The sequence below is a fragment of the Halioglobus sp. D3-4 genome (assembly GCF_055809315.1).
Genome location: NZ_CM147907.1, coordinates 402,284 through 424,797, shown reverse-complemented (window position 1 = coordinate 424,797; position 22,514 = coordinate 402,284). Strand labels below are relative to the sequence as shown.

General features: G+C 51.2%; 20 protein-coding genes. 11 read left to right on the top strand and 9 right to left on the bottom strand.

The window, feature by feature from the left end; translation table 11 throughout:
* Positions 1-160: 160 nt before the first annotated feature.
* From AC0L6S_RS01835 to AC0L6S_RS01800, 8 genes are all read right to left on the bottom strand, one after another.
* Complete coding sequence (locus AC0L6S_RS01835; protein WP_473426715.1) at positions 161-592, bottom strand: GFA family protein; 432 nt, start codon at positions 590-592, stop codon at positions 161-163.
* 87 nt (positions 593-679) lie between these two features.
* On the bottom strand, positions 680-1,348 hold the full coding sequence (locus AC0L6S_RS01830) for an AbiU2 domain-containing protein (protein ID WP_473426714.1): 669 nt from the start codon (positions 1,346-1,348) through the stop codon (positions 680-682).
* On the bottom strand, positions 1,349-1,513 hold the full coding sequence (locus tag AC0L6S_RS01825; RefSeq protein ID WP_473426713.1) for a hypothetical protein: 165 nt from the start codon (positions 1,511-1,513) through the stop codon (positions 1,349-1,351). It lies immediately after the preceding gene.
* Positions 1,482-2,198: a hypothetical protein gene (locus AC0L6S_RS01820; protein WP_473426712.1), complete on the bottom strand. Its 717-nt coding sequence runs from the start codon at positions 2,196-2,198 to the stop codon at positions 1,482-1,484. Before AC0L6S_RS01820 ends, AC0L6S_RS01825 begins: the two co-directional genes overlap by 32 nt.
* A gap of 1,327 nt (positions 2,199-3,525) precedes the next feature.
* Positions 3,526-3,846 (bottom strand): hypothetical protein, encoded by a 321-nt coding sequence (locus AC0L6S_RS01815; RefSeq protein WP_473426711.1) that lies wholly within the window; start codon positions 3,844-3,846, stop codon positions 3,526-3,528.
* Positions 3,847-3,913: 67 nt separating this feature from the next.
* Positions 3,914-4,747 (bottom strand): RipA family octameric membrane protein, encoded by an 834-nt coding sequence (locus tag AC0L6S_RS01810; protein WP_473426710.1) that lies wholly within the window; start codon positions 4,745-4,747, stop codon positions 3,914-3,916.
* Positions 4,748-4,753: 6 nt separating this feature from the next.
* Positions 4,754-5,137: a TIR domain-containing protein gene (locus AC0L6S_RS01805; protein ID WP_473426709.1), complete on the bottom strand. Its 384-nt coding sequence runs from the start codon at positions 5,135-5,137 to the stop codon at positions 4,754-4,756.
* 1,751 nt (positions 5,138-6,888) lie between these two features.
* Positions 6,889-7,824, bottom strand: a complete 936-nt coding sequence (locus tag AC0L6S_RS01800) for a LysR family transcriptional regulator (protein WP_473426708.1) — start codon at positions 7,822-7,824, stop codon at positions 6,889-6,891.
* A gap of 104 nt (positions 7,825-7,928) precedes the next feature.
* On the opposite strand from AC0L6S_RS01800, the gene AC0L6S_RS01795 reads away from it, so the two are divergent.
* The 10 genes from AC0L6S_RS01795 (at position 7,929) to AC0L6S_RS01750 (ending at position 20,406) form a co-directional block, all read left to right on the top strand.
* Positions 7,929-8,966: a zinc-binding alcohol dehydrogenase family protein gene (locus AC0L6S_RS01795; RefSeq protein ID WP_473426707.1), complete on the top strand. Its 1,038-nt coding sequence runs from the start codon at positions 7,929-7,931 to the stop codon at positions 8,964-8,966.
* Between the two features lie 28 nt (positions 8,967-8,994).
* Entirely contained in the window at positions 8,995-9,801 is an 807-nt protein-coding gene (locus tag AC0L6S_RS01790) for an SDR family NAD(P)-dependent oxidoreductase (protein ID WP_473426706.1), read from the top strand.
* Positions 9,801-10,649: a DUF4437 domain-containing protein gene (locus tag AC0L6S_RS01785; RefSeq protein ID WP_473426705.1), complete on the top strand. Its 849-nt coding sequence runs from the start codon at positions 9,801-9,803 to the stop codon at positions 10,647-10,649. Before AC0L6S_RS01790 ends, AC0L6S_RS01785 begins: the two co-directional genes overlap by 1 nt.
* Before the next feature lie 320 nt (positions 10,650-10,969).
* Positions 10,970-13,141 (top strand): VWA domain-containing protein, encoded by a 2,172-nt coding sequence (locus AC0L6S_RS01780; protein WP_473426704.1) that lies wholly within the window; start codon positions 10,970-10,972, stop codon positions 13,139-13,141.
* 185 nt (positions 13,142-13,326) lie between these two features.
* A complete protein-coding gene (locus AC0L6S_RS01775; RefSeq protein ID WP_473426703.1) occupies positions 13,327-13,881 on the top strand; it encodes a Tll0287-like domain-containing protein in 555 nt (184 codons plus the stop codon).
* 270 nt (positions 13,882-14,151) lie between these two features.
* Entirely contained in the window at positions 14,152-15,999 is a 1,848-nt protein-coding gene (locus tag AC0L6S_RS01770) for a sensor histidine kinase (protein ID WP_473426702.1), read from the top strand.
* Positions 15,992-16,633 carry a response regulator gene (locus AC0L6S_RS01765; RefSeq protein ID WP_473426701.1) on the top strand — a complete coding sequence of 214 codons (642 nt, stop codon included), beginning with the start codon at positions 15,992-15,994 and terminating at the stop codon, positions 16,631-16,633. Before AC0L6S_RS01770 ends, AC0L6S_RS01765 begins: the two co-directional genes overlap by 8 nt.
* Positions 16,634-17,039: 406 nt before the next feature.
* A complete protein-coding gene (locus AC0L6S_RS01760) occupies positions 17,040-17,846 on the top strand; it encodes a PEP-CTERM sorting domain-containing protein (protein ID WP_473426700.1) in 807 nt (268 codons plus the stop codon).
* A gap of 327 nt (positions 17,847-18,173) precedes the next feature.
* Positions 18,174-18,653, top strand: a complete 480-nt coding sequence (locus AC0L6S_RS01755) for a hypothetical protein (RefSeq protein ID WP_473426699.1) — start codon at positions 18,174-18,176, stop codon at positions 18,651-18,653.
* A 79-nt stretch (positions 18,654-18,732) separates the two neighbouring features.
* Positions 18,733-20,406 (top strand): aspartate:alanine exchanger family transporter, encoded by a 1,674-nt coding sequence (locus AC0L6S_RS01750; RefSeq protein WP_473426698.1) that lies wholly within the window; start codon positions 18,733-18,735, stop codon positions 20,404-20,406.
* A gap of 121 nt (positions 20,407-20,527) precedes the next feature.
* On the opposite strand, the gene AC0L6S_RS01745 is transcribed toward AC0L6S_RS01750, so the two are convergent.
* Positions 20,528-21,430, bottom strand: coding sequence for a pirin family protein (locus tag AC0L6S_RS01745; RefSeq protein WP_473426697.1), 903 nt, complete (start codon positions 21,428-21,430; stop codon positions 20,528-20,530).
* A gap of 142 nt (positions 21,431-21,572) precedes the next feature.
* On the opposite strand from AC0L6S_RS01745, the gene AC0L6S_RS01740 reads away from it, so the two are divergent.
* Positions 21,573-22,487: a LysR substrate-binding domain-containing protein gene (locus tag AC0L6S_RS01740; protein ID WP_473426696.1), complete on the top strand. Its 915-nt coding sequence runs from the start codon at positions 21,573-21,575 to the stop codon at positions 22,485-22,487.
* Positions 22,488-22,514 lie beyond the last annotated feature (27 nt).

The window sequence follows — 22,514 nt, the reverse complement described above, 5'->3', positions numbered from 1 at the left end:
CAGACACAAAGCACCAGATTTTATGTCTCCTTTCCCGATAGCGGACGAAGCCAGTTTAATCATGCTAATGTCTCGAAACACCTCAAAGGCGACCATATAAGGCACTCCATTGCTTGGTTTTCAGTGTCCGCTTTGGCCGCGTGGCTTGACTTGTATGCATTTACTCCGTTGACCTCACTGTACTCCGTGAACCAGGAAATTCTTCGTGTTGCGGTAGGTCATCTGTGATTTCGTACCAGGGAGATTTTGAAGCAACAAAGAAATGACCCTCTAACTTATTAGAGGGAGCTTGATCCAAACCACCTAGCGGAAAGCCGATTTTGTCCGGCTCTTCATCATACAAGCTAATTAAGCTAGAGCCACAATTAGAACAAAATGTCTTTGCTGTAGTAGGGGAAGAGTAGAATTTCGATAGCATATCCTCACCTTTAAGCCACTTAAACTGACTTTTCCTTATTGTTGAGCGAGTACGAAAAGCAGCCCCGTGCCACCGCCGACAACGAGAGCAGTGGCAATTATAAATTGGGCCAATCTCACCAGTGATCTCATATTCGATACCTTCGCAAAGGCATCGCCCTGTCAGTTTTTGCACGGTACTCTCCTAGATGTATAACGTCTCAATAATGGGCCGAAGCACGCAGTGCGGAGGCCCAACCGTGAGGCGATATTGATTGATTTGCTATGCATTTTTTACTCGATCTAGGAGTAATTTTATATCTTTAGAAAACCACTCTTCATCAAACCTTCTATTCACTAGCTCGGGTTTTCTGCCATTATCGTATGCTTCACGGATAGAAATATTAAGATCCTCAAGGAAACTGAGCATCTCTTCCATGTTTGCTTTTCCCGTAGCTCCCCATAACTCGCCCGTCTGCGATTGATATTCTCTATTTGAATGAGCAAAGATATTATGTCGTAGGGGCCTATAGTACTCTTGATAAATACTCCGAAATTTCTTTATCGGAGCTTTTAGCCTCTGAAAATCCTCCTCGGTTGGCTCATGAGCCCGCTCGATATACTCATCAATCCATTCTTCTGCATTACTGGACTTTCCCTTTCTCTCTCTGAGGCTTTCTTTGGAAAAGAGATGAATATCAGTGATGCAGCTCTTTATAAAGTCATCTATTGATAATGTATCGCCATCAGTATCAAATATTCGACCCAAGGTCATGATGAGAGTCACCATCATGGAGTGACGAATAAAGATCCAGCTTAACGGCGTATCGTTTAGAGCCTCTAAAAGAGCTTCATCTGAAGCTGGTTCATTTTGCAAATTCTTCCATATCACATAACAAGCCGTAGCTTGGTAAACCTCGTTGGAGAAATGGTCATGACACTTCAGGTACATTCATAGCCCTTTCAGGATGCGCAACGCTCCGCCCAGAGGCAGACTGCTTAGCAGGCCGTACTGCACGCGTAGCGTGCGCAGTGCCGCGGCTTGTATGGTTGTTCTGAAGGAATCCCCATCTTCTAAACCCTTGTTATGTGCTTCGTTGCTCTCGCTCTTCTTCATCTCGCAACTCCCACGCTTTGTCATTCACCCAGTTGCAAAACGCATCTAGCCCAATTTTTAAAATTAGAATGGTAATTCCCCCGGCCAAAGGACCAAGGGCCACACCATAAGGTATGGTCGTAGCGATCAATGAGCATACGGACAGACCAGCCGCAGGAATTAGTCTTTCTGGCGTGGGGAAAGTTAGATCTACGCCTTGATTTCTTGCCTCTTCAATGGCCGCGTCAACTTTGTTTCTTGCGTCTTCATCGCCGCACAGGTGCTTGTGCACAGATATGAGGAGGTAAGTGGACAGCCTACTCTCCATTGCACCTTCAATTTGTAGATAGAGGTGAATATCTTCTTTACTCTTGAATTCGCCTAAGTCTTCGGCGCTAAGGTATGCTTCAAGCAAGCCATATTGCCAAGACGAAGAAGCAGACTCAGACACAATCAATTCTTGTGTGTATTTCCAGCCACGTAGCGCTCCAGTTTTGCTTTCTCTAGAAACGATTGGGTAAGGCTCTGCGAATGGTTGTTTTACCAAAACTCCGAGCAGCCGACTGAAGCGCAGAAGAGCAAGCTCATCTTTCTCAGCTGCGTCAATCAAAATGGACCCTATATCAGTCTTGTACTCTTTCTCTGCGAGATCTTGTAATTGGTCTAATGCGGCCTCAAGTGATTTTCCCTCATTCAGCTCTTTCATAGCGTTTCTCCACTCTAGAAATGGGGCTCGTCATAGCTGTACATAACGCCTAGCGCAACGGCGACGAAACCGCGCACCGGTTTTGAAGTCCGGCCCCGAAGGGGCGCATTGCCGCTTCTTGTTAAGTGTTTTCATACTAGCACCGTGGCCGATACGAGGCCGGTTACGACTAGAAACAGTGATATGCAGATTAGAACCATATTCGCCGACCTAGACAATAGTGCTAACGGACGCAAAAAAAATTGGCTCAACATTAGGCTTGATACGCCAAACCATAGGGCCGCGACAGAATAGGCTTCATTGCCGTGATAGATAAGAGTGGAAGAGCGCCCCCAAAACACTGCCTCGCTCTGCGTTAGAAGAAATGCTGTATATATGGCTAAGGATAGAGGAAGAATGAGGCCGAAAACAGCAATTTCAATTTTCTTGTAATTCGGCATACGCTCCATGCTGAGAGACACTTAACGCCTGCGGCAGCGGACGCGCTGTAGCGCGGTCCGGCGACCGAAGGGAGCGTACTGCCCGTACTTGTTCTGTGCACCGAACCGGCAAGGACTAAACATCTACGATGCCTGCGATTTGGCCAAGAATGCAAACGGGATAGAAAAAGGCCCAAACACTTGGCCGATCACCGCCCATAGGGGCCCGCTTCCATTACGATTTGTAGCAATCCGCCAAGCTATGCCGCCGCTAATAATCCAGAACAAAGCAACGATATACGGTGTGACCATCAGAACTCCTCGCGATATTCGATTCGGTGCACAGAACGCCTGCAGCAGCGGCGGCGAAACCGCGCAGCGGTTTTGCCGTCCGGCCCCGAAGGGGCGTACTGCCGGCACTTGTTAAAATGCAACCGCACTAAGCCTGCCCTAGACGGAAAATTGGCAAATACACTGCCGCAAGTACTAACAGCCATGAGATGAGTAGTACTCCAGGACTGCTAAGTGCGCATAGAAAGGCCGCTCTTTTGTGTCTTGGTGCAAGAGACGGGGCCAACGATGCCAAGCCCGCAATCAGTGTGAGTAACGCTAGCAGTAAGAATATTGCCCCATGAAAGTCAAGAACGAGAGTTGTAGCAAGCGATAGTTCCTCTCCGAATGACTCAAAAGATTTGGCGAATTCAGGGATAGTCTGGTTAAGCCTATAGAAGCCGTACAGAACGAGGGCCACTAAAGGAACGACGATTAGGGGCTTTGATCCTTTGGTCTTTGACTCAGTGTCCATACTCACGTTGCTTTTTAACGCCTGCCGCAGCGGCGCGGAAACCGCGCAGCGGTTTTTGCGTCCGGCCCCGTAGGGGCGAACTGCCGGTTCTTGTTATTGGGCCTCACTGACGCACCTCCTGAACCAGACCATTTTCTCCAATGTATATGCAGATCTGAGACACATAAACACAACCATCATTTTTCTCGAAAATGGAGTACGAGCCCTCCAAAGTCTGGAGAAGCTCAAGCGCTTCGCTCTTGGCTAAACCCACGATATCGAGGTTGGCGATTGCGATGCTAGCAGATGCCTTTTCTTCTGCGATATCGCGGCTACTTTCCATGTATGTATAGGATATACCCGCGTCCAATATCTGTGTGAGCCAGAATACGTTGGATCCCGCTAAAGCAATAGCCAGCAAAACAATCCATTTTTTGGAACTCATCGCCATCGCTCGTAGGCCCAATAACGCCTAAAGAACTGGCGGCGAAGCCGTCCTGTTCCTTTTCTTGTTAGGATGCGACTGCACTGCCGCTCAGTGAAACGCATTCAAGAAAAACAAGGATAGCAGCGATAGCGGCAAGGAAGTACAAAACCAGCAAGGCATTTGGTACCCAGATTTCGCGGGATGTAAATGACCTATAAACTTTTGGGTCCTCACCCCTACCCAATGCTTCCCACTCAGCAGCGTATAAAGCCACAGACAAATACCGCTCAATTGTATTTATAACCTTAAACTTACCGGTGTTCAGTTGTCCAAATGAAGTGATTAAACTCCTCCAAGCAAAAGACAAAATTATCCCTGCTAAAGATAAGACAAAGACTCCCAAGGCTTCAAGCCTACTTTCACCGGAGCCCTGGACAATAAGGCCTGATGCAGTAAGTAAAGCGCCATTAATTGTAAGGAAGAACGTATTAACAGCCTGTCTTCTTCCAACCAAACGCTCAGAGCTATCCACCATAACTTTGTACAGATCCAGAGTTTGTTCAGGAATCGCACTTTCTTTGGGGTTGCCTTGTGGAAAAAGGATCTCGGTGAATGATAGAGCTGAGCCAGAAACCAGTCCAAGGTCTTTAGCTGCATGTCGAATTGCTATGGTATATATTTTATCTTGCTCTTGAACCTCACTGGGAAGATCATCATATTCAATTAGGGATTCATGATCGTTTTTTCGATCACACATCCAGGCTGACCAAGCATCGTGGACATCGCTTTGAGTTACATTGGCTCCCTTTGACCTTAGCAGCACGGCATAGATACGAAATAGCTCGTCAGAATTGCCGCTTGGCAGCTGGCTATCCGGTATCTGGGATCGAATACTGTCCGCAATTTTATCGAGGTACATAGAGAACTACGTCCATGTTTGCAGCCACTGGATCATTTGCTCGAAATTCCAGCGAATTACGTTCTGGGAAGGGAGACCATTAGGGACTGTGTGGGTCTTATCGCGATTTATCTGAATGCCGAATATGTAGTTTCCCTGACGAATTGTTTCCGCAATCTCCCAGAGCACCGCCTCTGATTTCCAGGTGGTTGGCCCCACCAAAACTATCGTGCCCTTCGTCTGCGCAATGCGTTTTTTGCACTCTGTTTTCCATTTCGAGTCAAAAGGATCCTGGACAGAATAGTCATAAAAAGCGATATCATTTCTCTTGTCCTTGGCCTGTTGAACTAAAAAGTCCCGTGCGAAGCGATCTTCCATTTCGAAGCTAATAAATGCTTTAGGTTGTGCCATGTTTTCTCCAATTCTGATCTTTTTGAAACTTGCGCTGAGTGAGCTTCGCTTCCTAACGCCTGCCGCAGCGGCGCACAAAACGCGCAGCGGTTTGGGCGTCCGGCCCCGTAGGGGCGCACTGCCGGCTCTTGTTATGTGCACGGCTACTTAAGGACAAAATCAACTCCATATGCTTTCTCTGCCAATGTCCTAATGTTCTTACTTTCACATTCCCCTAATGAAAGTTCAATAACGTCGTTTGTTGCCCATTCGTAGGCCAATTCGTCACAGTACCCTGCATAGACCACATGTCGAGAAGTCGGAGGTAGGATTCCATTCGCTGGTCCGATAAAAAGATATGTTCCGTAGGGGGCGTGCCTGTCCCCGTCAGACATATAGTAGTACTCATATATTGAGGTATGGCCATCAGGGGATGGCTTAGATCCTTTCTCCTCCCAGCTATTCGGGGTCAGATACAGGAGTGCTGCCGCTCCCAGGCATGACAGAAGAAAGAAAACGATCATGGTTCTACGCACGATGGTTAGTGCACATAACGCCGCGCACACGGGCGAGCAACGCAGTTGCGAAGTCCGGCACGCCACAGGCGTGCAAAGTGCTGCGCCTTGTTAAATTGCCGATTACGCTGCATTGAACGCCTCAAGTACGATTTCAATTGGCTTGCAATTCTCCTTTTGAGGCGAGCCGATCCAATATCTAGAATTGTCGCCGAACGGCTCATCAATCTGGAACTTCACGCCATCAAGCTCGAACTTGCAGAATACATCTTCTCGGAACCATGAAAACCACTTTCTTGGGCGTTTAGTTATCGTTACTCCAGGAATTCCTTCTATGATCCTGGTCGCCTTCCACCTACCACAGAGAAGGTTCTCGATCTCGAAAGAATGCAATCGATTATCTTCGGTGTAGGTCGGATACGTCTTCATTAGGCAATTTAACGCCTGCCGCAGCGGCGCACAAAACGCGCAGCGGTTTGGGCGTCCGGCCCCGTAGGGGCGCACTGCCGGCTCTTGTTATGTGCACGGCTACTTAAGGACAAAATCAACTCCATATGCTTTCTCTGCCAATGTCCTAATGTTCTTACTTTCACATTCCCCTAATGAAAGTTCAATAACGTCGTTTGTTGCCCATTCGTAGGCCAATTCGTCACAGTACCCTGCATAGACCACATGTCGAGAAGTCGGAGGTAGGATTCCATTCGCTGGTCCGATAAAAAGATATGTTCCGTAGGGGGCGTGCCTGTCCCCGTCAGACATATAGTAGTACTCATATATTGAGGTATGGCCATCAGGGGATGGCTTAGATCCTTTCTCCTCCCAGCTATTCGGGGTCAGATACAGGAGTGCTGCCGCTCCCAGGCATGACAGAAGAAAGAAAACGATCATGGTTCTACGCACGATGGTTAGTGCACATAACAGCTACATATACGGAATCGGTCTCTATAACACCGATTCACTATATGCAGAATTGAACGCGGCTGGATTTTCATATCAATCAATAGCCTGTCGTTTTAGCTGGAGCACATATCCGTACATATGAGGAATTACTCGCCTACAAGTGATGTAACATAAGTGTCCGCTTTTGTTCGTTCCCTGCCAAAAACCATAGCACAGAGCTAAGGGCCGTTCATAGGCGAAGGCGGCCATTCAACTCCCCTTATTTAACCATCACAGAAGGTACCCTTTCGGGAAAGCGGACGCTAGAGCCACGCATGATCGTACACTGTCTGTCAGATAAGGTCTGGGTACTTACCGTTAGGCAAGAACGTCCTCACCCAACAACCCACGCGCAACCAGCCGCTTCAAAACATCCTTACATCTTTCCCGCAACATATCCCGCAACAGGCGCACGGCGGGGGTAATGGATTGCCTGCTCGGGCAGATCAACCACAGTTCCGTTGAGCGCGGTTGATACTCAGGCATGACGTTGACCACGTTCCCCGACAGCAGATCATTCGACATATCCAGACAGGATTTGACAACCAAGCCGTTACCCGCAACACACCAGCGCCTGACCAGTTCACCGTCATTGGCCGCACGGTCGCCGCTCATTTTGATCTTGTAGTCGCTCGAATCGCGCGTGAATATCCAGTCGTCGTAGATAATGTCGTGTAGCTGGTAGAACAAGCCGTTATGGGCCGCCAGGTCGTGTGGGTGTTGCGGCGTGCCGTGCGATTTGAGGTAATCTGGGGTTGCACACAATAGTGCCGGTGCATTGCAGATTTTGAAGCCGTAGAGGCTGGCATCGCTGGGAGACCCGTAGCGCAGTGCGACGTCCACCGCATCGCGATAGAAGTCGATATTACTGTCGCCGATATTCAGCTTTAAGCTGACGTCGGGATAGGTCATCATAAAGTCATCCAGCCAGGGCACCACGAGGTTGCGCCCCAGATCCGATGACAGGGACAAACGCAGCTCCCCTTCCACCACATCCAGATCATCGCGTATATTCTGCCGGGCCGTTTCCAGCATGGCGAGCGCCTGCTGGCACTGCGGGATAAAACGCTCACCGGCACTGGAGAGGCGAAGCTGCCGCGTGGTGCGAATGAACAACTCTGCCCCCAGCGCTTTTTCCGCGCGCTTCAACGCGGCACTGGCCGTTGCCGTGCGCATATCCAGGTGCGTGGCTGCAGCCGTGATACTGCGGAACTCCGCCACCTTGAGTACGACTTGTAAGTCTTCCAGAAGCATATTATCTAAGATTTTTTGATAATGTTTCGTTTATTATGCTGTTTATAGAGATATGATCAAGCCATATCCTGCACTCCAGTTACTCAAGCACTGGAGACCTACCCATGAAAGCCATCGCGTATCAACAATCACTGCCCATCGAGCACCCCGAATCGCTGCTCGATATCGACCTGCCCCAACCCAATGCCGAGGGGCATGACCTGCTCGTCAAGGTGAATGCCGTTGCGGTGAACCCTGTGGATTACAAAATTCGCCAGAATGTCGCGCCCGAATCCGGTCAGTACAAAGTACTCGGCTGGGATACCGCCGGTGAGGTCGTGGCGACAGGACAATCTGCGACGCAGTTCAAGCCGGGCGACCAGGTGTTTTACGCGGGCGACCTCAATCGCCAGGGCGGGAATGCCGAGTATCAGCTGGTGGATGAGCGACTGGTGGGGCGCAAGCCGAAGAGCCTGTCTAATGCCGAGGCCGCAGCACTGCCACTGACGACCATCACCGCCTGGGAACTGTTGTTTGAACATCTGGGCATCGCGCAGCAACACCCGGATTCCACAGCACGCTCCGCAGAAGTCATTCTGGTGGTCGGCGCGGCGGGGGGAGTAGGTTCTATCCTGCTGCAGTTGGCCAGAGCAATTACCGGCGCCACCATCATCGCCACCGCTTCGCGTGAAAGCTCAATAGCGTGGGTCAAAAAACTGGGCGCGCACTATGTCATCGATCACAGCAAACCCCTGCAGCCACAACTCGAAGCACTTACGGACAGTGACGGTGTAGGCCAGGTGACCCATGTTGCCAGCCTGAATGGCACAGATGCCTATTTCGACAGCTATACAGAGCTGCTCGTGCCATTTGGCAAAATCGCGATGATCGACGACCCAGAGACATTTGATGTCGCTAAGCTGAAACCCAAGAGCCTGTCATTGCACTGGGAGTTCATGTTTGCACGGTCGATGTTTCAAGCGGCGGATATGCACGAGCAAGGCCGCTTGCTGACCCGGGTCGCGGAGTTGGTTGATCAGGGTATTATTCAAACCACAGCGGGCAAGACACTGGGGAGAATTAATGCCGAGAACCTGAAGCTGGCACACTCTGAGTTGGAGTCTCGTCGCGCTATCGGGAAAATCGTACTGGAAGGTTTCTAAACACGCCGCCCCAGAGGAAGCATTACCAATGCGAAAAACGATTCTTATTACGGGGTCCACTGATGGCATCGGCCTCGCCACCGCGACAGAAATGCTCTCGCAGGGGCACAGGGTCCTGCTGCATGGGCGCGATGCAGGAAAGCTTGATCAGGTGTACACCGAGCTCACCGGGCAGGCAGGCAACCCGCTCGTCGAGAAGTATCTGGCCGACCTGTCTGTTATGGCTGAGGTGGAAACATTTGCCAGGGCCATAGCGCAGCAGCATAGCAAGCTCGATGTGTTGATCAATAACGCCGGTGTGTTTCGGGTTGCAGAGCCGACAACCCGCGACGGACTGGATGTACGCTTTGCGGTCAACTCTCTCGCTCCCTATTTGTTGACGCAGCGGTTGCTGCCACTGTTAGGCGAAAGCGGGCGCGTGATTAATCTGTCGTCCGCCGCCCAGTCTCCAGTGAACATCGATGCACTGGCCGGCCGCCTTCAGATACCCGATGCGTTCGAAGCCTACGCGCAAAGTAAACTGGCGCTCACCATGTGGTCTCTTCAGCCGGCACAACAGCTGGGGCGTCCGGGGCCAGCGATAATTGCAGTGAACCCCGGTTCGATGCTCGGCAGCAAAATGCTCAAAGAGGGGTTTGGCGTCGCCGGTGGCGATCTGTCAAAAGGCGTAGACATTTTGTGCCGCGCCGCCCTGACGGAAGAATTTGCAGATGCTTCCGGACAGTACTTTGACAATGACTCAGGCGCATTCAGCAATCCGCACCCCGATGCGCTGAGCCGGCAAAAAATTACTGCAGTCGTAAGCGCTATTGAAAATATCTTGGGAGACTTATGATGCAATCCAGAAAAAGTTCCGCCCTGGCTTTATTCGCTGTACTGGCTATAACGACGTTTAGCCTTGTAGTGACCGCCCGTGCCGAAATACCCGAACCCCGTTCAGAGGTAGTATCAGTAGATGACGTAACCTGGGGGTACCTGAACCCCGCCAGGGGTGACAAAGGCCCCAGAGCTGCTGATTTATGGGGCGACAGAACGAAGAATACAGCAGCGGGTATTCTGCTGCAGTTTCCTGAGGGCTTTTCTTCGCCGCCCCACATTCACAACATCACTTACCGTGGTGTCGTTATTGAGGGCGAACTGCATAACGACGACCCCGACGCAGAAGCTATGTGGCTGCCTACTGGCTCATTCTGGACACAACCGGCCGGCGAGGCCCACGTGACAGCAGCCAACGGCCAACACAACGTCGCCTATATCGAAATCAACAGTGGCCCCTACCTTGTGCAGCCTACCGAGCAGGCATATGACAATGGCGAACGGCCAGTGAATGTTTACCCGTCCAATATTGTCTGGCTGGATCCGGCCAGTGCTGATGAAAACGTGCCATCCGACATTCGAGTCGCCTACTTGTGGGGAGATACCGCGAAGGGTAGGTTGCGCGGCACGATGCTGAAACTCTCGGGAGGCTTCGCGGGGAATATCAGTACCAACGCGGATGAATTCAGGGCAGTCGTTATAGAGGGAGAGCTGGACTACAAAAGCCAGCAAGTCACGAAGACGTTGGAACCCGGAAGTTGCTTTGGCTCTACTGGCGATTTCGTACACGAGATATCTGCCAAGCCCGGGCAAGCATTGACGCTCTATATTCGCAGCGACGATACATTCGATATCCTGACGGAATAGGCGAAGGAAAATCCATCCGATTGCTCTGCTGAAAAACGCAACAAAGTACCCAGCTATCCTGACCCAGTTGGGGGAATCAGACTCCCCCAACTTACAAGCAAAGTTCGCTATCACCACTGTGTAGCGAGCAGGGTCGATCAGTTCGACATAGATCGCCCTCCTCCTCTTCCGTTTCTCTGCAGGCAACATAGCAATATCGAGTATTTTGTTTCGACAGCGCCGATATACTATGCTTAGCCAGGTTCAGGCACATTCATCTTCCCTGCCTGCCATTTTCAACTGGCAGGAGAATGCAATAATAGATAGAGGAGAAGCACCCTTTGAAGATTCTTGTCGCTCTTATCACCGCATTTTTCATCGCCTCATCATTTGCTGCAGAAACCACTCTGGACGTACCTGATGAGATAGGAATCAGGGGCTCTATCGATATTATCTGGAGCGGCCCCGACACCTCAGGCGCGAGTATACGTATTTACAAGCCGGATGATTCGGTCGTCCGCAGTTCAGGCGTTGGCTATCCCAATAGCGCAAAAGGCCATTCCGTGTCGATGCTGGCACCGGAAGAGCCGGGTAAATATATTGTAAAATTCCAGGCAAACGGCGAGACGCTGGCAAGCGACGCAATCACCGTTGTAATGGTCGAAGCCTCGGTGGACACACCGGAATCAGTTCCAGCGGGCGCCGGTTTCGACATCAATTGGACTGGCCCGAATAACCGGGGCGACTATGTAGGCGTGGCGGAGCCCGATGCCAGCGATCTCCGCAAAGGGGCAGCCTATGTATACACCGGCAATTCCAGGAATGGCACCTTGGCGCTTACCGCACCTGAGGAGCCCGGTACCTACGATATTATCTATAGAACCGGCTCCACGGTTTTGGCGCGCGTACCATTACAGGTCACTGGCGTAAGCGCGAGCCTGATCGGTCCGGATGAGGGTTCTGCTGGCAGCGCCGTCACCGTTTCCTGGGAGGGACCTGACAACAGCGGTGATTACATCACTCTCGCCGAGCGCGACGGAGAACGCATCCCCAAAGCACACTATGTCTACACCAGTAACGCCAAAAACAACGCGGTGAGTATCGCCTTGCCAGAACAGGCTGGCGAGTTCGATATTGTCTATGTGACGCGCAGCGGTAAGATTCTGGGTCGAATGCCGATCGCGATTACCAGCACCAACGCAAAAATTACAACCGAAGCACAAGCCGGCGCGGGCTCCGATCTGGTGGTCAACTGGAGCGGGCCGAACAATAGCGGCGATTATATCGCCCTGGCCGCCCGTGATGGCGGTCTCATCAAGGGCAGCAGCTATGCGTATACCGGTAATTCGACCGACAATGCAGTAACCCTTATCATGCCAGAACAAACGGGCGACTATGATGTAGTGTACGCCACCAAGAGCAAACGTGTGCTGGCGCGCTCGCCCGTGACGGTCAAGGAAGTGACAGTGACGCTTGACGCCCCTGCACAGGTGCAAAGCAAACTGTTGTTTGACGTTCAATGGGAAGGCCCGGGTAATCAAGGCGACTGGATAGGAGTAATGGATCCGGCAGAGGAGAAACCACTGGCCTACCGCTACATCGACCCACTGGAAAATCACGTACAAATGGCAGCCCCCAAAACACCGGGAGACTACCAATTGGTTTACCGCACGCGTGGTAAACGTGAACTGGCCACCAGAGCAATTACCATCACCCCCGCCGCCCAAGAGCCCGGTTACGTGCAGGTTACCCGTGACCTATCCAACGGCTTTGGTGACGGCGCTGCCGTTGAAGTTATACTGGATGCATCAGGCAGTATGCTACAAAAGCAAGGCGACAAACGGCGTATCGAAATCGCCAGGGAAACCCTGACCCAACTGATCCGCGATACCATTCCTGCGGAAACCGGCTTTGCACTGAGGGTGTTTGGTCACAGGGAAAGTGGCAGTTGCCGCACTGACCTCGATATTCCCCTCGGCCCGCTTGACCCTCCGGCAGCCATCGCAGTCATTGAGAACATCCAGGCAATGAATCTGGCCAAGACCCCTATCGGCAAATCCCTGGCACTCGTCGAACAGGACCTTGGGGACGTTACCGGCGAGCGCATAATCATTCTGGTAACTGACGGCGAAGAGACCTGCGACGGCGACCCTGCCCTGGCGATCAGGCAACTACGCGACAACGGGTGGGACATCAAAGTTAATATCGTAGGCTATGCCATTGATGATGACGCATTGCAAGAGACATTCAAAAGCTGGGCAGCACTGGGCCGGGGACAGTACTTGAGCGCTTCCAATGCCGATGAACTGGCGGCAGCTATCAGACAGTCGGTCGAAACCGGCTTCAAGATAATGGATAGTGAGGGCGCGACGGTAGCACGTGGCATGACAAACGGTGCGGCGTTGGAGTTGCCACCTGGTCTCTATACAGTGGAGTATTCCCTGGGTGGGGAGACCGCTGAAGCGATAGCTGAGATAAAGTCCGAGGAAACAGCAATCGTCGAATTGCCCTGACGGGATTATCAAGGAGAACCTGACTCTCGCCTGATCATCCACGAGTGTGTTGAGGCGTTCATACTCGTTCAGCGTGCGTCGAATCGCTCATTCCTGCTAGTCAAAGGCGCTTGAGCTAGATCATGGCATAGCAGCGCAAACGGAATGTATGCTTAAACTCCTGGATGGGCAGCGGATACAATCACATGCGGATAGCAATTTACATCGCATTTCTAACGATCGGCTATACCGTACCCATCGCGGCTGACACCGCCGATGAACGACAACAACAGGCCCGCGCATTGGCGGACAGGTTTGTCGGCATGCTGAAGCCACAACTCAAGCAGGCCATGACTGCGGGCGGCCCGACACAAGCCATCGCCGTATGCGCGGACATAGCACCCGGGATCGCCGATGCGCTGAGCGCCGAGCCAGGCTGGCTCGTAAAGCGCGTCAGTCTCAAATCACGTAATGCAAGCCGGGCGGTGCCAGATGCGTGGGAGCGCGAAGTCCTTTTGGATTTTGATCGGAAACAGGCCACGGGAACCGCACCAGAGCTTCTGTACTACGGTGAAGTCAGCAACGGGCAGTACCGATACATGCAAGCCCAGGTGGTCGAACCTCTATGCCTGGTGTGTCACGGTGAAGCCCTGGCCGACGATGTTCAGGAGACGCTGGAGCAGTACTACCCGGATGACTGGGCCACCGGTTACAAACTGGGAGAGGTGCGCGGTGCCATCAGCATATCCGGCACTCTATAGCACGGTTTGTCCTTTAGACATGCCGTGCCCATGCAGAACACCAAGTATAAAATCCCCGAGGAATTGATCACGGAAATATCGCTCCCTCCTTAACGGAAGTGGAGTGTAATTTCGCTTTGCGGGCTGAGCTGGCATAATCTGACGTAATATTACTTGAAACAGATTGGGATGATATCCAAGGCCCTATGAGTACATATACCTAGAAAAGAGTCTCGTAGATGCATCATCTGATATTTGAGTAACCGCATGCCCCTTTAGAGTTGCCCATTCATGCCACGAAAAAGAACAACTGTCAGACTATTGTTGATGATGGCCGCGCTTCTTTGTTCTGCAGGGGTTCAGTCGCAAGTTGAGATTTCAAAAACTAATTACCACTACGATTCAGAGGGATCGCTAAACCTCGACGAATTCATTGCAAGCATTGAATCAACGGGTCGCTTCGTACCCTTCGATAACGCAGATATACCCGTAGGGCGAGGGAATCACTGGATATTTGGTGATATCGAATTGAAGGAAGCCCGCGACGCGGACCAGTGGTTTCTGGAAATCAATTTCCCGAATATTGATCGAGTTGAAGCGTTTATCCTTCATGATGACGGTAGCGTTGATCGTTTTCTGGTTGGTGATGAAGTGGCTTTCAACGATTGGCCCCTCAGCTACAGAAAGCCCTCTATACCCCTGAATGTGCCAACGCCAGGGAGCGCAAAATTCTATCTCAAAATCGCTAGTGAAACGCCACTAATATTGCCTATTGAAGTAATTTCCCAGCGGGATAGAGATTCTACTGAGGAAAATGAGTACTTCCTATACGGAATTTTCTATGGCTCCATTTTCATTCTCGCTTTGTATAACGCCGGCGTGTATGTCTCTCTCCGCGATAAAAGTTATCTATACTATGTTCTCTATATTCTTGCGTTCTCTCTGGTACAGGCAACTACCACCGGGATAGGTCAGCAGTATCTCTGGCCTGACCTGGAGAACGCCACTACTCGTATTGCGCTGCTCGCCATAGCATCGACGAATTTCTTTATGATATTTTTCGTCATATATTTCCTCGATCTAAAGTCATACGCTCCAAACCTGATAACGCCACTGCGTTGCATCGCATGGACCGCTTTACTGTGCATTCCCACATTACTGCTTCCGCAATACGCATATACACAATACTTTCTTCATGGACTAAACCTATTTTCGATGGTTACGATTGGTTTTGTCATCATTCGGGTATTCCGACACAACATAAGACCCACTATGTATCTACTGGTGGGCTATAGCATATTGTTCAGCACTATCGTACTGGCGCTACTCTTTCAAGCCAGCCTTATCTCATATTATTCATACACCGATTTCAGCATGTCAGTGGGGATTATTTTCGAAGCAATTGTTCTCTCAATAGGCCTGTCAGAGCGAATCGCTAAACTGCGCATCGAAAACGAGCAGTCAGAAAGAGCGCAGAGGATTGTGCAGGAAGAGTTGGCCCAGCAGCTTATACAGGCCAGAGAACATGAAAGAAGCGAGATCAGCAAACTACTTCACGACAGTGTCAGTCACGACCTTGTTGTTATTCAGCGGAAGATTTCTCAACTTGGTAGTGCAGATATACCGCAACAATTCAGCCTCGCCGCCAGGATCGACGACATTAACACAAAGCTCAGTACCACGATTAATGACATACGGAACATCTCTCATCTCTCACACCCACGCATTGCCAAACATCTCGGACTGGAATCGGCTCTGTCCGCATTACTGAAGAGTACCTTTGGCACCAGTATCACCTGGAATCTCTACATACAAGATATTTACCTTAGCGAAGATACGCAGCTATTACTTTATCGAGCTGTACAGGAAGCCACCACCAATATCATTAAACATGCAAAGGCCACTGAGTGCATTGTTAGACTCGAAGCCAGCAAGACAACTGGTGAGATTCGATTCGTTATAAAGGACGACGGCCAGGGATTTATGGCATCATCCAGAAGTTGGCGCTTTGGACTTCGCACTCTAAACGAACACTGCAAAGCTCTGGCAGCTCTACTCGATGTCCAATCCAGCCCGGAAAGTGGCACCACGCTTACAATCATTCTCCCATACCGTAGCGAAGGAGAGCTCAATGGATAGAACGCTTTTACTTGTCGACGACCACCCACTTTTTCGCAGGGGCGTAAGAGAGTTGATCCTCTCACAGAGCGACCTTTACGACGACGTATTTGAAGCGGATAACGGGTGGGAAGCTCTAAACCTGATACACCGAATTCGACCCGGCTGCGTAATGCTAGACATCGCCATGCCGGAAATCGATGGCTTACAAACTCTTGAGCGCATTAAGGCGAAAACACCTGATACCAGATGCATTATATTCAGCATGTACAACAACACAGAGTTCGTTACTGGCGCGCGAAACAGGGGCGCTCAAGGTTATATTCTGAAGACAGATCCTGACCGAATTGTGCTGGAGTGCCTGTACAACATCATGCACGGGCGAGAGTATGTCAGTAAGTCTGTAGGCAATGGTTTTGAGACTGCAATGCCTCAAACCCAGGTAACCCGCAAAGACCTGGAGAGACTCAGTAGCAGAGAGAAGGAGATTCTATCCCTGATAGCCAAAAACCAAACAAGTAAGGAAATCTCCAAACACCTTTCGTTGAGTATAAGGACCATTCAAAACCATCGGGCAAATATCTGCAAAAAGCTTGGCATCAGTGGTTCAAACACATTGTTGAAACTCGCCATAGAGAACCAGGCCTGGCTATAGAAAAATGAGTACAGACATCATGCGGAAATAACGTATTCGCTTGAGTACAAGTACTTAAGGGTAGTCAGGAATTTTTACAGTATGAGATTTCGCAGAACTCCAGAATGAGAATAAGCCCGTATTTTTGTATGTTTTTCGTACTATTTAGGGCTAAGAAATCTACAAACAATTCCAAGCAGAAAGAGCGGCAATTTATTCTTGAGTAAGAGTACTCAGCATATCGTCCACAAATTTTACAGAGCCGACCTCCCTATGCACCGGGAATAATAATAGCTCTTCAAGTCTTTGTTACTAAGCGCCATTCGCTGAGTTGGAATACTTCTTGCTGCGCTCTACTAGCAGCACCACCGTGAGTGAGAAACAGTTTTCTCTTTCACCTTAATGATTACAAGTTGGAGTTAAAACGATGAAAAGGATTCTACCGAAGTGCTTGTTAGCGACCTTATTTTTTGCAGCCGCCAATGCTAATGCCTACTATGTTCGTCCCTATCTGCAGTTAGGTGGCGGAATTGTCGACGGCCTTGTTCAAAACGGCGCTACAAGTGCGTCGCAAAGTTTCACCAGCTCGCTAAGGGCCGGAGCTGACCTGAATACCGGCAAGGCAAGAGCGTTGGTAGATCTAACCGGCACCAACCAATTCGGTCAGGCAGTTGGCGGTTTTGGTGACAGGGTTTCATTTAGCAATAATTCTGTCGGCACCTCGGTGAACTTTTCATTTCTGTTCGACGGCACTATCGATATCACCAACGTTGTGAATCAAGGCGCTTTTATGCAGTATGGTTATTCAGCGACCTTATACGTTTTCGAAGCCGGCAGCGGTGCCACTTACGCGAACTACACCTCAATCGGCGGTGAACTCATTGGTCGCAGTAAGTTTGCTAGCTTTACGAACCCGGAAACTGACGTGTCTACAGTCGTAAATGATATGCTCAGCCAATCCATACTCATTGACGAGGCTCAGGACTTTGATGTCTTCGCCAGCCTCGGAGTGTTCACCTCCACAGGGAACAATCCAGTCAGGGTAAAATTGGACTTCCTCAACACCGGTTCCTTCGGCATTCAAGTGGCCGATGGTGTCACCTATACTTCAGAGTCCGGCGTCTTTCTGGATTCCACAAATTCAAACACCGTACCGTTACCTGGCACCCTGGCCCTTTTCGGTATCGGATTACTTGGCATAGCGGGGCGCCGCCGTACTGTCTCAGCGAGTTAATACGTTGGTTTAGTATAGAATCTACTGGGGTATCATTCTGGCAGCCAACGAACGGTAAATGCGCCGAGAAACCCTTATCCAGCGGTGCCCATGTGCCGCTGGATGATATCGCCACAGATACTGTCAATCATATCCAGCACTCTAAAGCCCGATTGCTCCTTTTCATGCCAAGGATCTACACATCGATCGGCCAGAGCAACCAAGAGCACTTTGCTCCTCCACGCAGTAGCCCCCGCTATGGTAGGCTAGCAATGTTCCTGCCTGCAATACAGCACCAGTTTTATGTAGCCAAGCCACCGCGCAGCTGACAAACATGTCGAGGTCTTTATGAAATTCCGCTATATCTGCGGGTTAGCCGCGTCCTTGTACGCACTTAGCTGCGCTGCATCGTCTCCGTCCGAGCTTGCCGAAAGCCTTGTGGACACTGCGCGCAAAAGTTGTGAGGCGCTGGACGCTGGCCAATTTAAGGTCGATCCCGATTACTTCGTCACCCTGGATCTCGACGGCGATGGCGAACCCGATGAACTGGTGGATGAAAGCCACTTCAGTTGCTCCAGTTCGGCCTCACTGTTTACGCCGAACGGCGGTTACATGCTGCATGCGATAGTGAATGGCGCCGTGTTCAGCTGGCAAATCAATGGCTGGCGAACTGTTGACTGGGGTAAGGACAAGGTATTGTTGCTGGCGGAACACGGCACCGAATGCGGTGGCTATGGCTATCAGCCGTGTTATGAGGCGGTGGTTTTTAGCGAGCATCACCCGATGAGCGTACGGCCGGGCGAATCAGACAACGCATCTTCACCGTAAACATGCTGGCGATACTGCTAGCGTTCCACCAAAAGCTTCGACAATGCTTACCCACAGTCGTTCATGATAGGCTCGCTTGATGGAAGATATAGCGTTTTTCACACAACTGCTCGACGTACTGCGCACCCAACCTGTATTAACCCTCTTTCTCATTCTTGGCGCGGGTTACTTGATTGGCGGTTTTCGTATCGGCAATTTTTCACTCGGGCCCGTTGCCGGTGTACTGTTTGCCGGGCTGTTCCTCGGCCATTTCGATTTTAGGATGTCGCCCGGAGCCCAATCCGTTGGCTTTGCCCTGTTTATTTTTTCCGTCGGATACCAGGCCGGGCCACGCTTTTTCGACGTATTGCGAACCGATGGCCTCCGCTATTTTCTGCTGGCAGTCGTCATCTCCGGCTCCGGGTTCGGCATCGCAGTGCTTGCATCGAGTTTGCTGGCACTGGAACCCGGCTCTGCCGCCGGTATATTAGCGGGCGGCCTGACCAGCTCACCCACGCTCGCCGCTGCGCAGGAAGCATTGAGATCAGGTCAAGTGATGCCTCCGCCGGGCATAACTGCCGATGAAATGATGGGCAACGTAGCGACCAGCTATGCAATCACGTATATCTTCGGTTTGGCAGGCCTTATCACCATCATCAAACTGCTGCCACAAATTGTCGGAATCAACCTTGTGCAGGAGTCTGCCGATTTAGAGAACGCAAACAAGGAACTCGTCGGCACGCAGCCCACTAACATCGATGCGCGTATCTACCGGGTCACTAATTCCGATATCACACACTTGCCATTCGTCGAAGTCATAAACCAGTATTGGGATGGCCACTCAGTAGTCCGTGTCCGCCGCGATGGTGAGCTTCTGGAAAAGCCGGACCACTTGATATTAGGTGATGAGTTACTCGTAATAGGCCATGTAAATTTTTTCGCCGATACGGTTTCAAAAATTGGCGCAGAAGTTACACCAGCGGTCGACAAACGAGCGGCGACACAAACCGCGCAGATAGTGGTCACCAATCCTGATACCACAGGAAAGACGCTACAACAGCTGGAACTCCCGCGGCGGTTCGGTGTTATGGTAACAAAGCTGACTCGCAGTCGAATCAATGTGCCGCTCACAGCAGCAGTGGCGCTGCAACGGGGCGACATCTTAACCGTGGTCGGTATGAATGGGAGCATCGACCTGCTGGGAGAAGAAATCGGTCACGTTGACCGAGCCATGATCGAGACCGACATGGTGACATTCTCCTTTGGCATTGCAGCGGGCGTCGTGCTGGGCCTGTTCAGTATAGCCATCGGCCAGTTCTCCATCGGCCTGGGTTCCGCCGGCGGTTTGTTGGCGTCCGGACTGATCATCGGCTACCTGCGTAGCATATATCCTGTTTTCGGGCGCATGCCAGACAGCACCCGCTGGTTCTTGATGGAGTTTGGTCTATTGCTATTTATGGCCGGCGTGGGGCTGCGCGCTGGGGCAGATATTATTGAAACTGTCGCAGCGGCAGGCCCTGTATTGATCATCTCTGGTGCGTTCGTGACTGTTATCCCTGTCATAATCGGCTATGTTTTTGGACGCAAGGTGTTAAAGATACATCCGGTGCTGCTACTCGGCGGCATCACAGGTTCTATGACCAGCGGTGCCTCGCTCAGCGTAGTGACCGCTGCAGCGAAGAGTCCCATGCCGTCGCTCGGCTACACTGGCGCCTATGCATTCGCGAATGTACTGCTGACAATCGCGGGCAGCATGGCGCTCTTGATTCACTGACCACGGACAACAATAAGAAGTATTCGGGGGTAGATCACGCCTATAACCACTGTTTTTAGCGCTATGCCGTAAACAACGCCATGTTGTCCTTTCGCAAAGTGTGCCGTTCATGTTGAGGTAGTCATGAGAGCCGACCGAGTTTCCCGGTAGCATAATCCGCTTCCACCTTGGCTATTTCAGCTTCAGTATTCATCACGAACGGGCCTTTGTGGACGAAAGCTTCTTTTACGGGCTCGGCTGCAAATAATGCAAAGTGCGCTTCTGAAGCAGCAATATTGTTGAATTCCATTGTATGCGCGGAGAAAGCCGAGTTTGCTTCAATGGCAATGGATTTGCCTTCCTGTAGTTTTACCCTCTTACCCGCAACAACGAGCTCGATCCCACCTCGCATCGCATAAACCCAGGCGTGTTCCAGGGCCTTCAGTTCATGGGCAAAGCTGGAACCGGCAGCTATCTTGCCGTCCAGAATGGTCATGGGCAGCGCGGGTGATACCTGCCCCATGACGCCATTGCTCTCTCCGAGCACAATACGAACGCGGTTGGCATGGGTTTCCAGCACGGGCATGTCCAGAGCTCTCACATGCAGCGATTCGGGCTCATCCTGTTTCATCCGCGCAGGCAGATTCACAAATACCTGCAAGCCGTGAATTTTTGCGCCGGCCCTTGGTGCCTCATCGTGAACAACGCCGGAGCCCGCCTTTAACCAGTAAAGATCGCCAGGCATCAAATCAAAATCGTTGCCCAGTGAATCCCTGTTGTGAAATTCACCCTCGCTGTCTTCAAAGAGTACGGACACCGCGGAGAGACCGGCGTGGGGATGCGCACCAAAGGTCGGCTCACACATGCGGTAGTGATCAACCATCACCAGCGGGTCCATCGCGCCGGAGAAATCGCGCTCCCGAAAAGAGAGCGCGGTAAATCCCGCGCCGATCTCGAGCTGGCGTCCACTTTGGGGCGCTGTGACACATGCGGTCGGATCAACATTCAATTCCGGTTTTTCGGCCAAAGAGGCTGCTGCGTTCATTGTTCGATCTCCTGGTTAGATTACGCTCTATGTATGAATTGATATTACCAATGGAACGATAACCGCTTGTAGATACAATAAATGAATACTTCGTTCTATAATTGGAACAATAACCAACTGATCCGAGAGGACGCCAGACGCTATGATTGATCTGAATGATTACTTCTATTTCGTTCACGTGGTCGAAAAGCAGGGATTTTCTCCGGCCGCGAGAGCGCTCGATATGCCCAAATCGCGCTTGAGTCGACACGTCTCCAGGCTGGAAGAAAGGCTCGATACCCGGTTGATACAGCGCAGCTCGCGACAGTTTAAAGTGACTGAAACCGGCCAGGTATTTTACCGGCATGCGAGGGCTCTGATTGAGGAAATGGAGGCGGCCGAAGCGGCGATTCAAAGTCGCAAGGCGTCACTCAGCGGGCGCGTTACCCTGAGTTGTTCGGTGGGTGTTGCCCAGTTTGCGATCAAGGACCTGCTGTTTAATTTCCTGACAAAACACCCAGAGGTAAAAATGGTTCAGCAGGTCACCAACCAGGAGATTGACCTCGTATCCTCGGGCATCGATATGGCCATTCGTGGCCACACCGACCCCCTCCCTGATTCGGCTCTTATCCAGCGGCACCTGGCTGTTGTGTCCTGGCATCTGTTCGCGAGCCCGGGATACCTGGCCCAAACCGGGACACCAACATCACCCGATGATTTAATTAAGAGGCAAAGCTTGAAGGTCGGCTGGCAGCCTGCAACCGGTCACTGGAACCTGGAGAATACCGAAGGGTTAAAAACTACGCTCTCTTTTAGCCCGCAACTTTGCAGCGATGACATGGCTACTTTAAAGCAGGCAGCGGCGAAAGGCCTGGGCATTGTGAGCTTGCCTGCCTATACCTGTAGGGATGAACTCAAGGACGGCTCACTGGTGCGGGTGCTGCCTGACTGGAACACTGGCAAGGCGCAGTTGAGTCTACTGATGCCTTCTCGGCGTGGACAATCGCCTGCCGTGCGGGTGCTGGCGGACTATCTGCTGGAAAACCTGAATGATCGGATTGGTGATCTGCCGGGATAGCAGGAAGCCGCCTCGAAAGAGCAAATC

What these genes read in the sequence shown, in the direction of transcription:
- AC0L6S_RS01740 (WP_473426696.1), top strand. Translation starts at nt 21,573, where the DNA reads ATGATTGATCTGAATGATTACTTCTATTTCGTTCACGTGGTCGAAAAG.
- AC0L6S_RS01790 (WP_473426706.1), top strand. Translation starts at nt 8,995, where the DNA reads ATGCGAAAAACGATTCTTATTACGGGGTCCACTGATGGCATCGGCCTC.
- AC0L6S_RS01765 (WP_473426701.1), top strand. Translation starts at nt 15,992, where the DNA reads ATGGATAGAACGCTTTTACTTGTCGACGACCACCCACTTTTTCGCAGG.
- AC0L6S_RS01785 (WP_473426705.1), top strand. Translation starts at nt 9,801, where the DNA reads ATGCAATCCAGAAAAAGTTCCGCCCTGGCTTTATTCGCTGTACTGGCT.
- AC0L6S_RS01815 (WP_473426711.1), bottom strand. Translation starts at nt 3,846, where the DNA reads ATGAGTTCCAAAAAATGGATTGTTTTGCTGGCTATTGCTTTAGCGGGA.
- AC0L6S_RS01770 (WP_473426702.1), top strand. Translation starts at nt 14,152, where the DNA reads ATGCCACGAAAAAGAACAACTGTCAGACTATTGTTGATGATGGCCGCG.
- AC0L6S_RS01755 (WP_473426699.1), top strand. Translation starts at nt 18,174, where the DNA reads ATGAAATTCCGCTATATCTGCGGGTTAGCCGCGTCCTTGTACGCACTT.
- AC0L6S_RS01825 (WP_473426713.1), bottom strand. Translation starts at nt 1,513, where the DNA reads ATGAAGAAGAGCGAGAGCAACGAAGCACATAACAAGGGTTTAGAAGAT.
- AC0L6S_RS01760 (WP_473426700.1), top strand. Translation starts at nt 17,040, where the DNA reads ATGAAAAGGATTCTACCGAAGTGCTTGTTAGCGACCTTATTTTTTGCA.
- AC0L6S_RS01830 (WP_473426714.1), bottom strand. Translation starts at nt 1,348, where the DNA reads ATGTACCTGAAGTGTCATGACCATTTCTCCAACGAGGTTTACCAAGCT.
- AC0L6S_RS01800 (WP_473426708.1), bottom strand. Translation starts at nt 7,824, where the DNA reads ATGCTTCTGGAAGACTTACAAGTCGTACTCAAGGTGGCGGAGTTCCGC.
- AC0L6S_RS01745 (WP_473426697.1), bottom strand. Translation starts at nt 21,430, where the DNA reads ATGAACGCAGCAGCCTCTTTGGCCGAAAAACCGGAATTGAATGTTGAT.
- AC0L6S_RS01750 (WP_473426698.1), top strand. Translation starts at nt 18,733, where the DNA reads ATGGAAGATATAGCGTTTTTCACACAACTGCTCGACGTACTGCGCACC.
- AC0L6S_RS01795 (WP_473426707.1), top strand. Translation starts at nt 7,929, where the DNA reads ATGAAAGCCATCGCGTATCAACAATCACTGCCCATCGAGCACCCCGAA.
- AC0L6S_RS01820 (WP_473426712.1), bottom strand. Translation starts at nt 2,198, where the DNA reads ATGAAAGAGCTGAATGAGGGAAAATCACTTGAGGCCGCATTAGACCAA.
- AC0L6S_RS01810 (WP_473426710.1), bottom strand. Translation starts at nt 4,747, where the DNA reads ATGTACCTCGATAAAATTGCGGACAGTATTCGATCCCAGATACCGGAT.
- AC0L6S_RS01775 (WP_473426703.1), top strand. Translation starts at nt 13,327, where the DNA reads ATGCGGATAGCAATTTACATCGCATTTCTAACGATCGGCTATACCGTA.
- AC0L6S_RS01805 (WP_473426709.1), bottom strand. Translation starts at nt 5,137, where the DNA reads ATGGCACAACCTAAAGCATTTATTAGCTTCGAAATGGAAGATCGCTTC.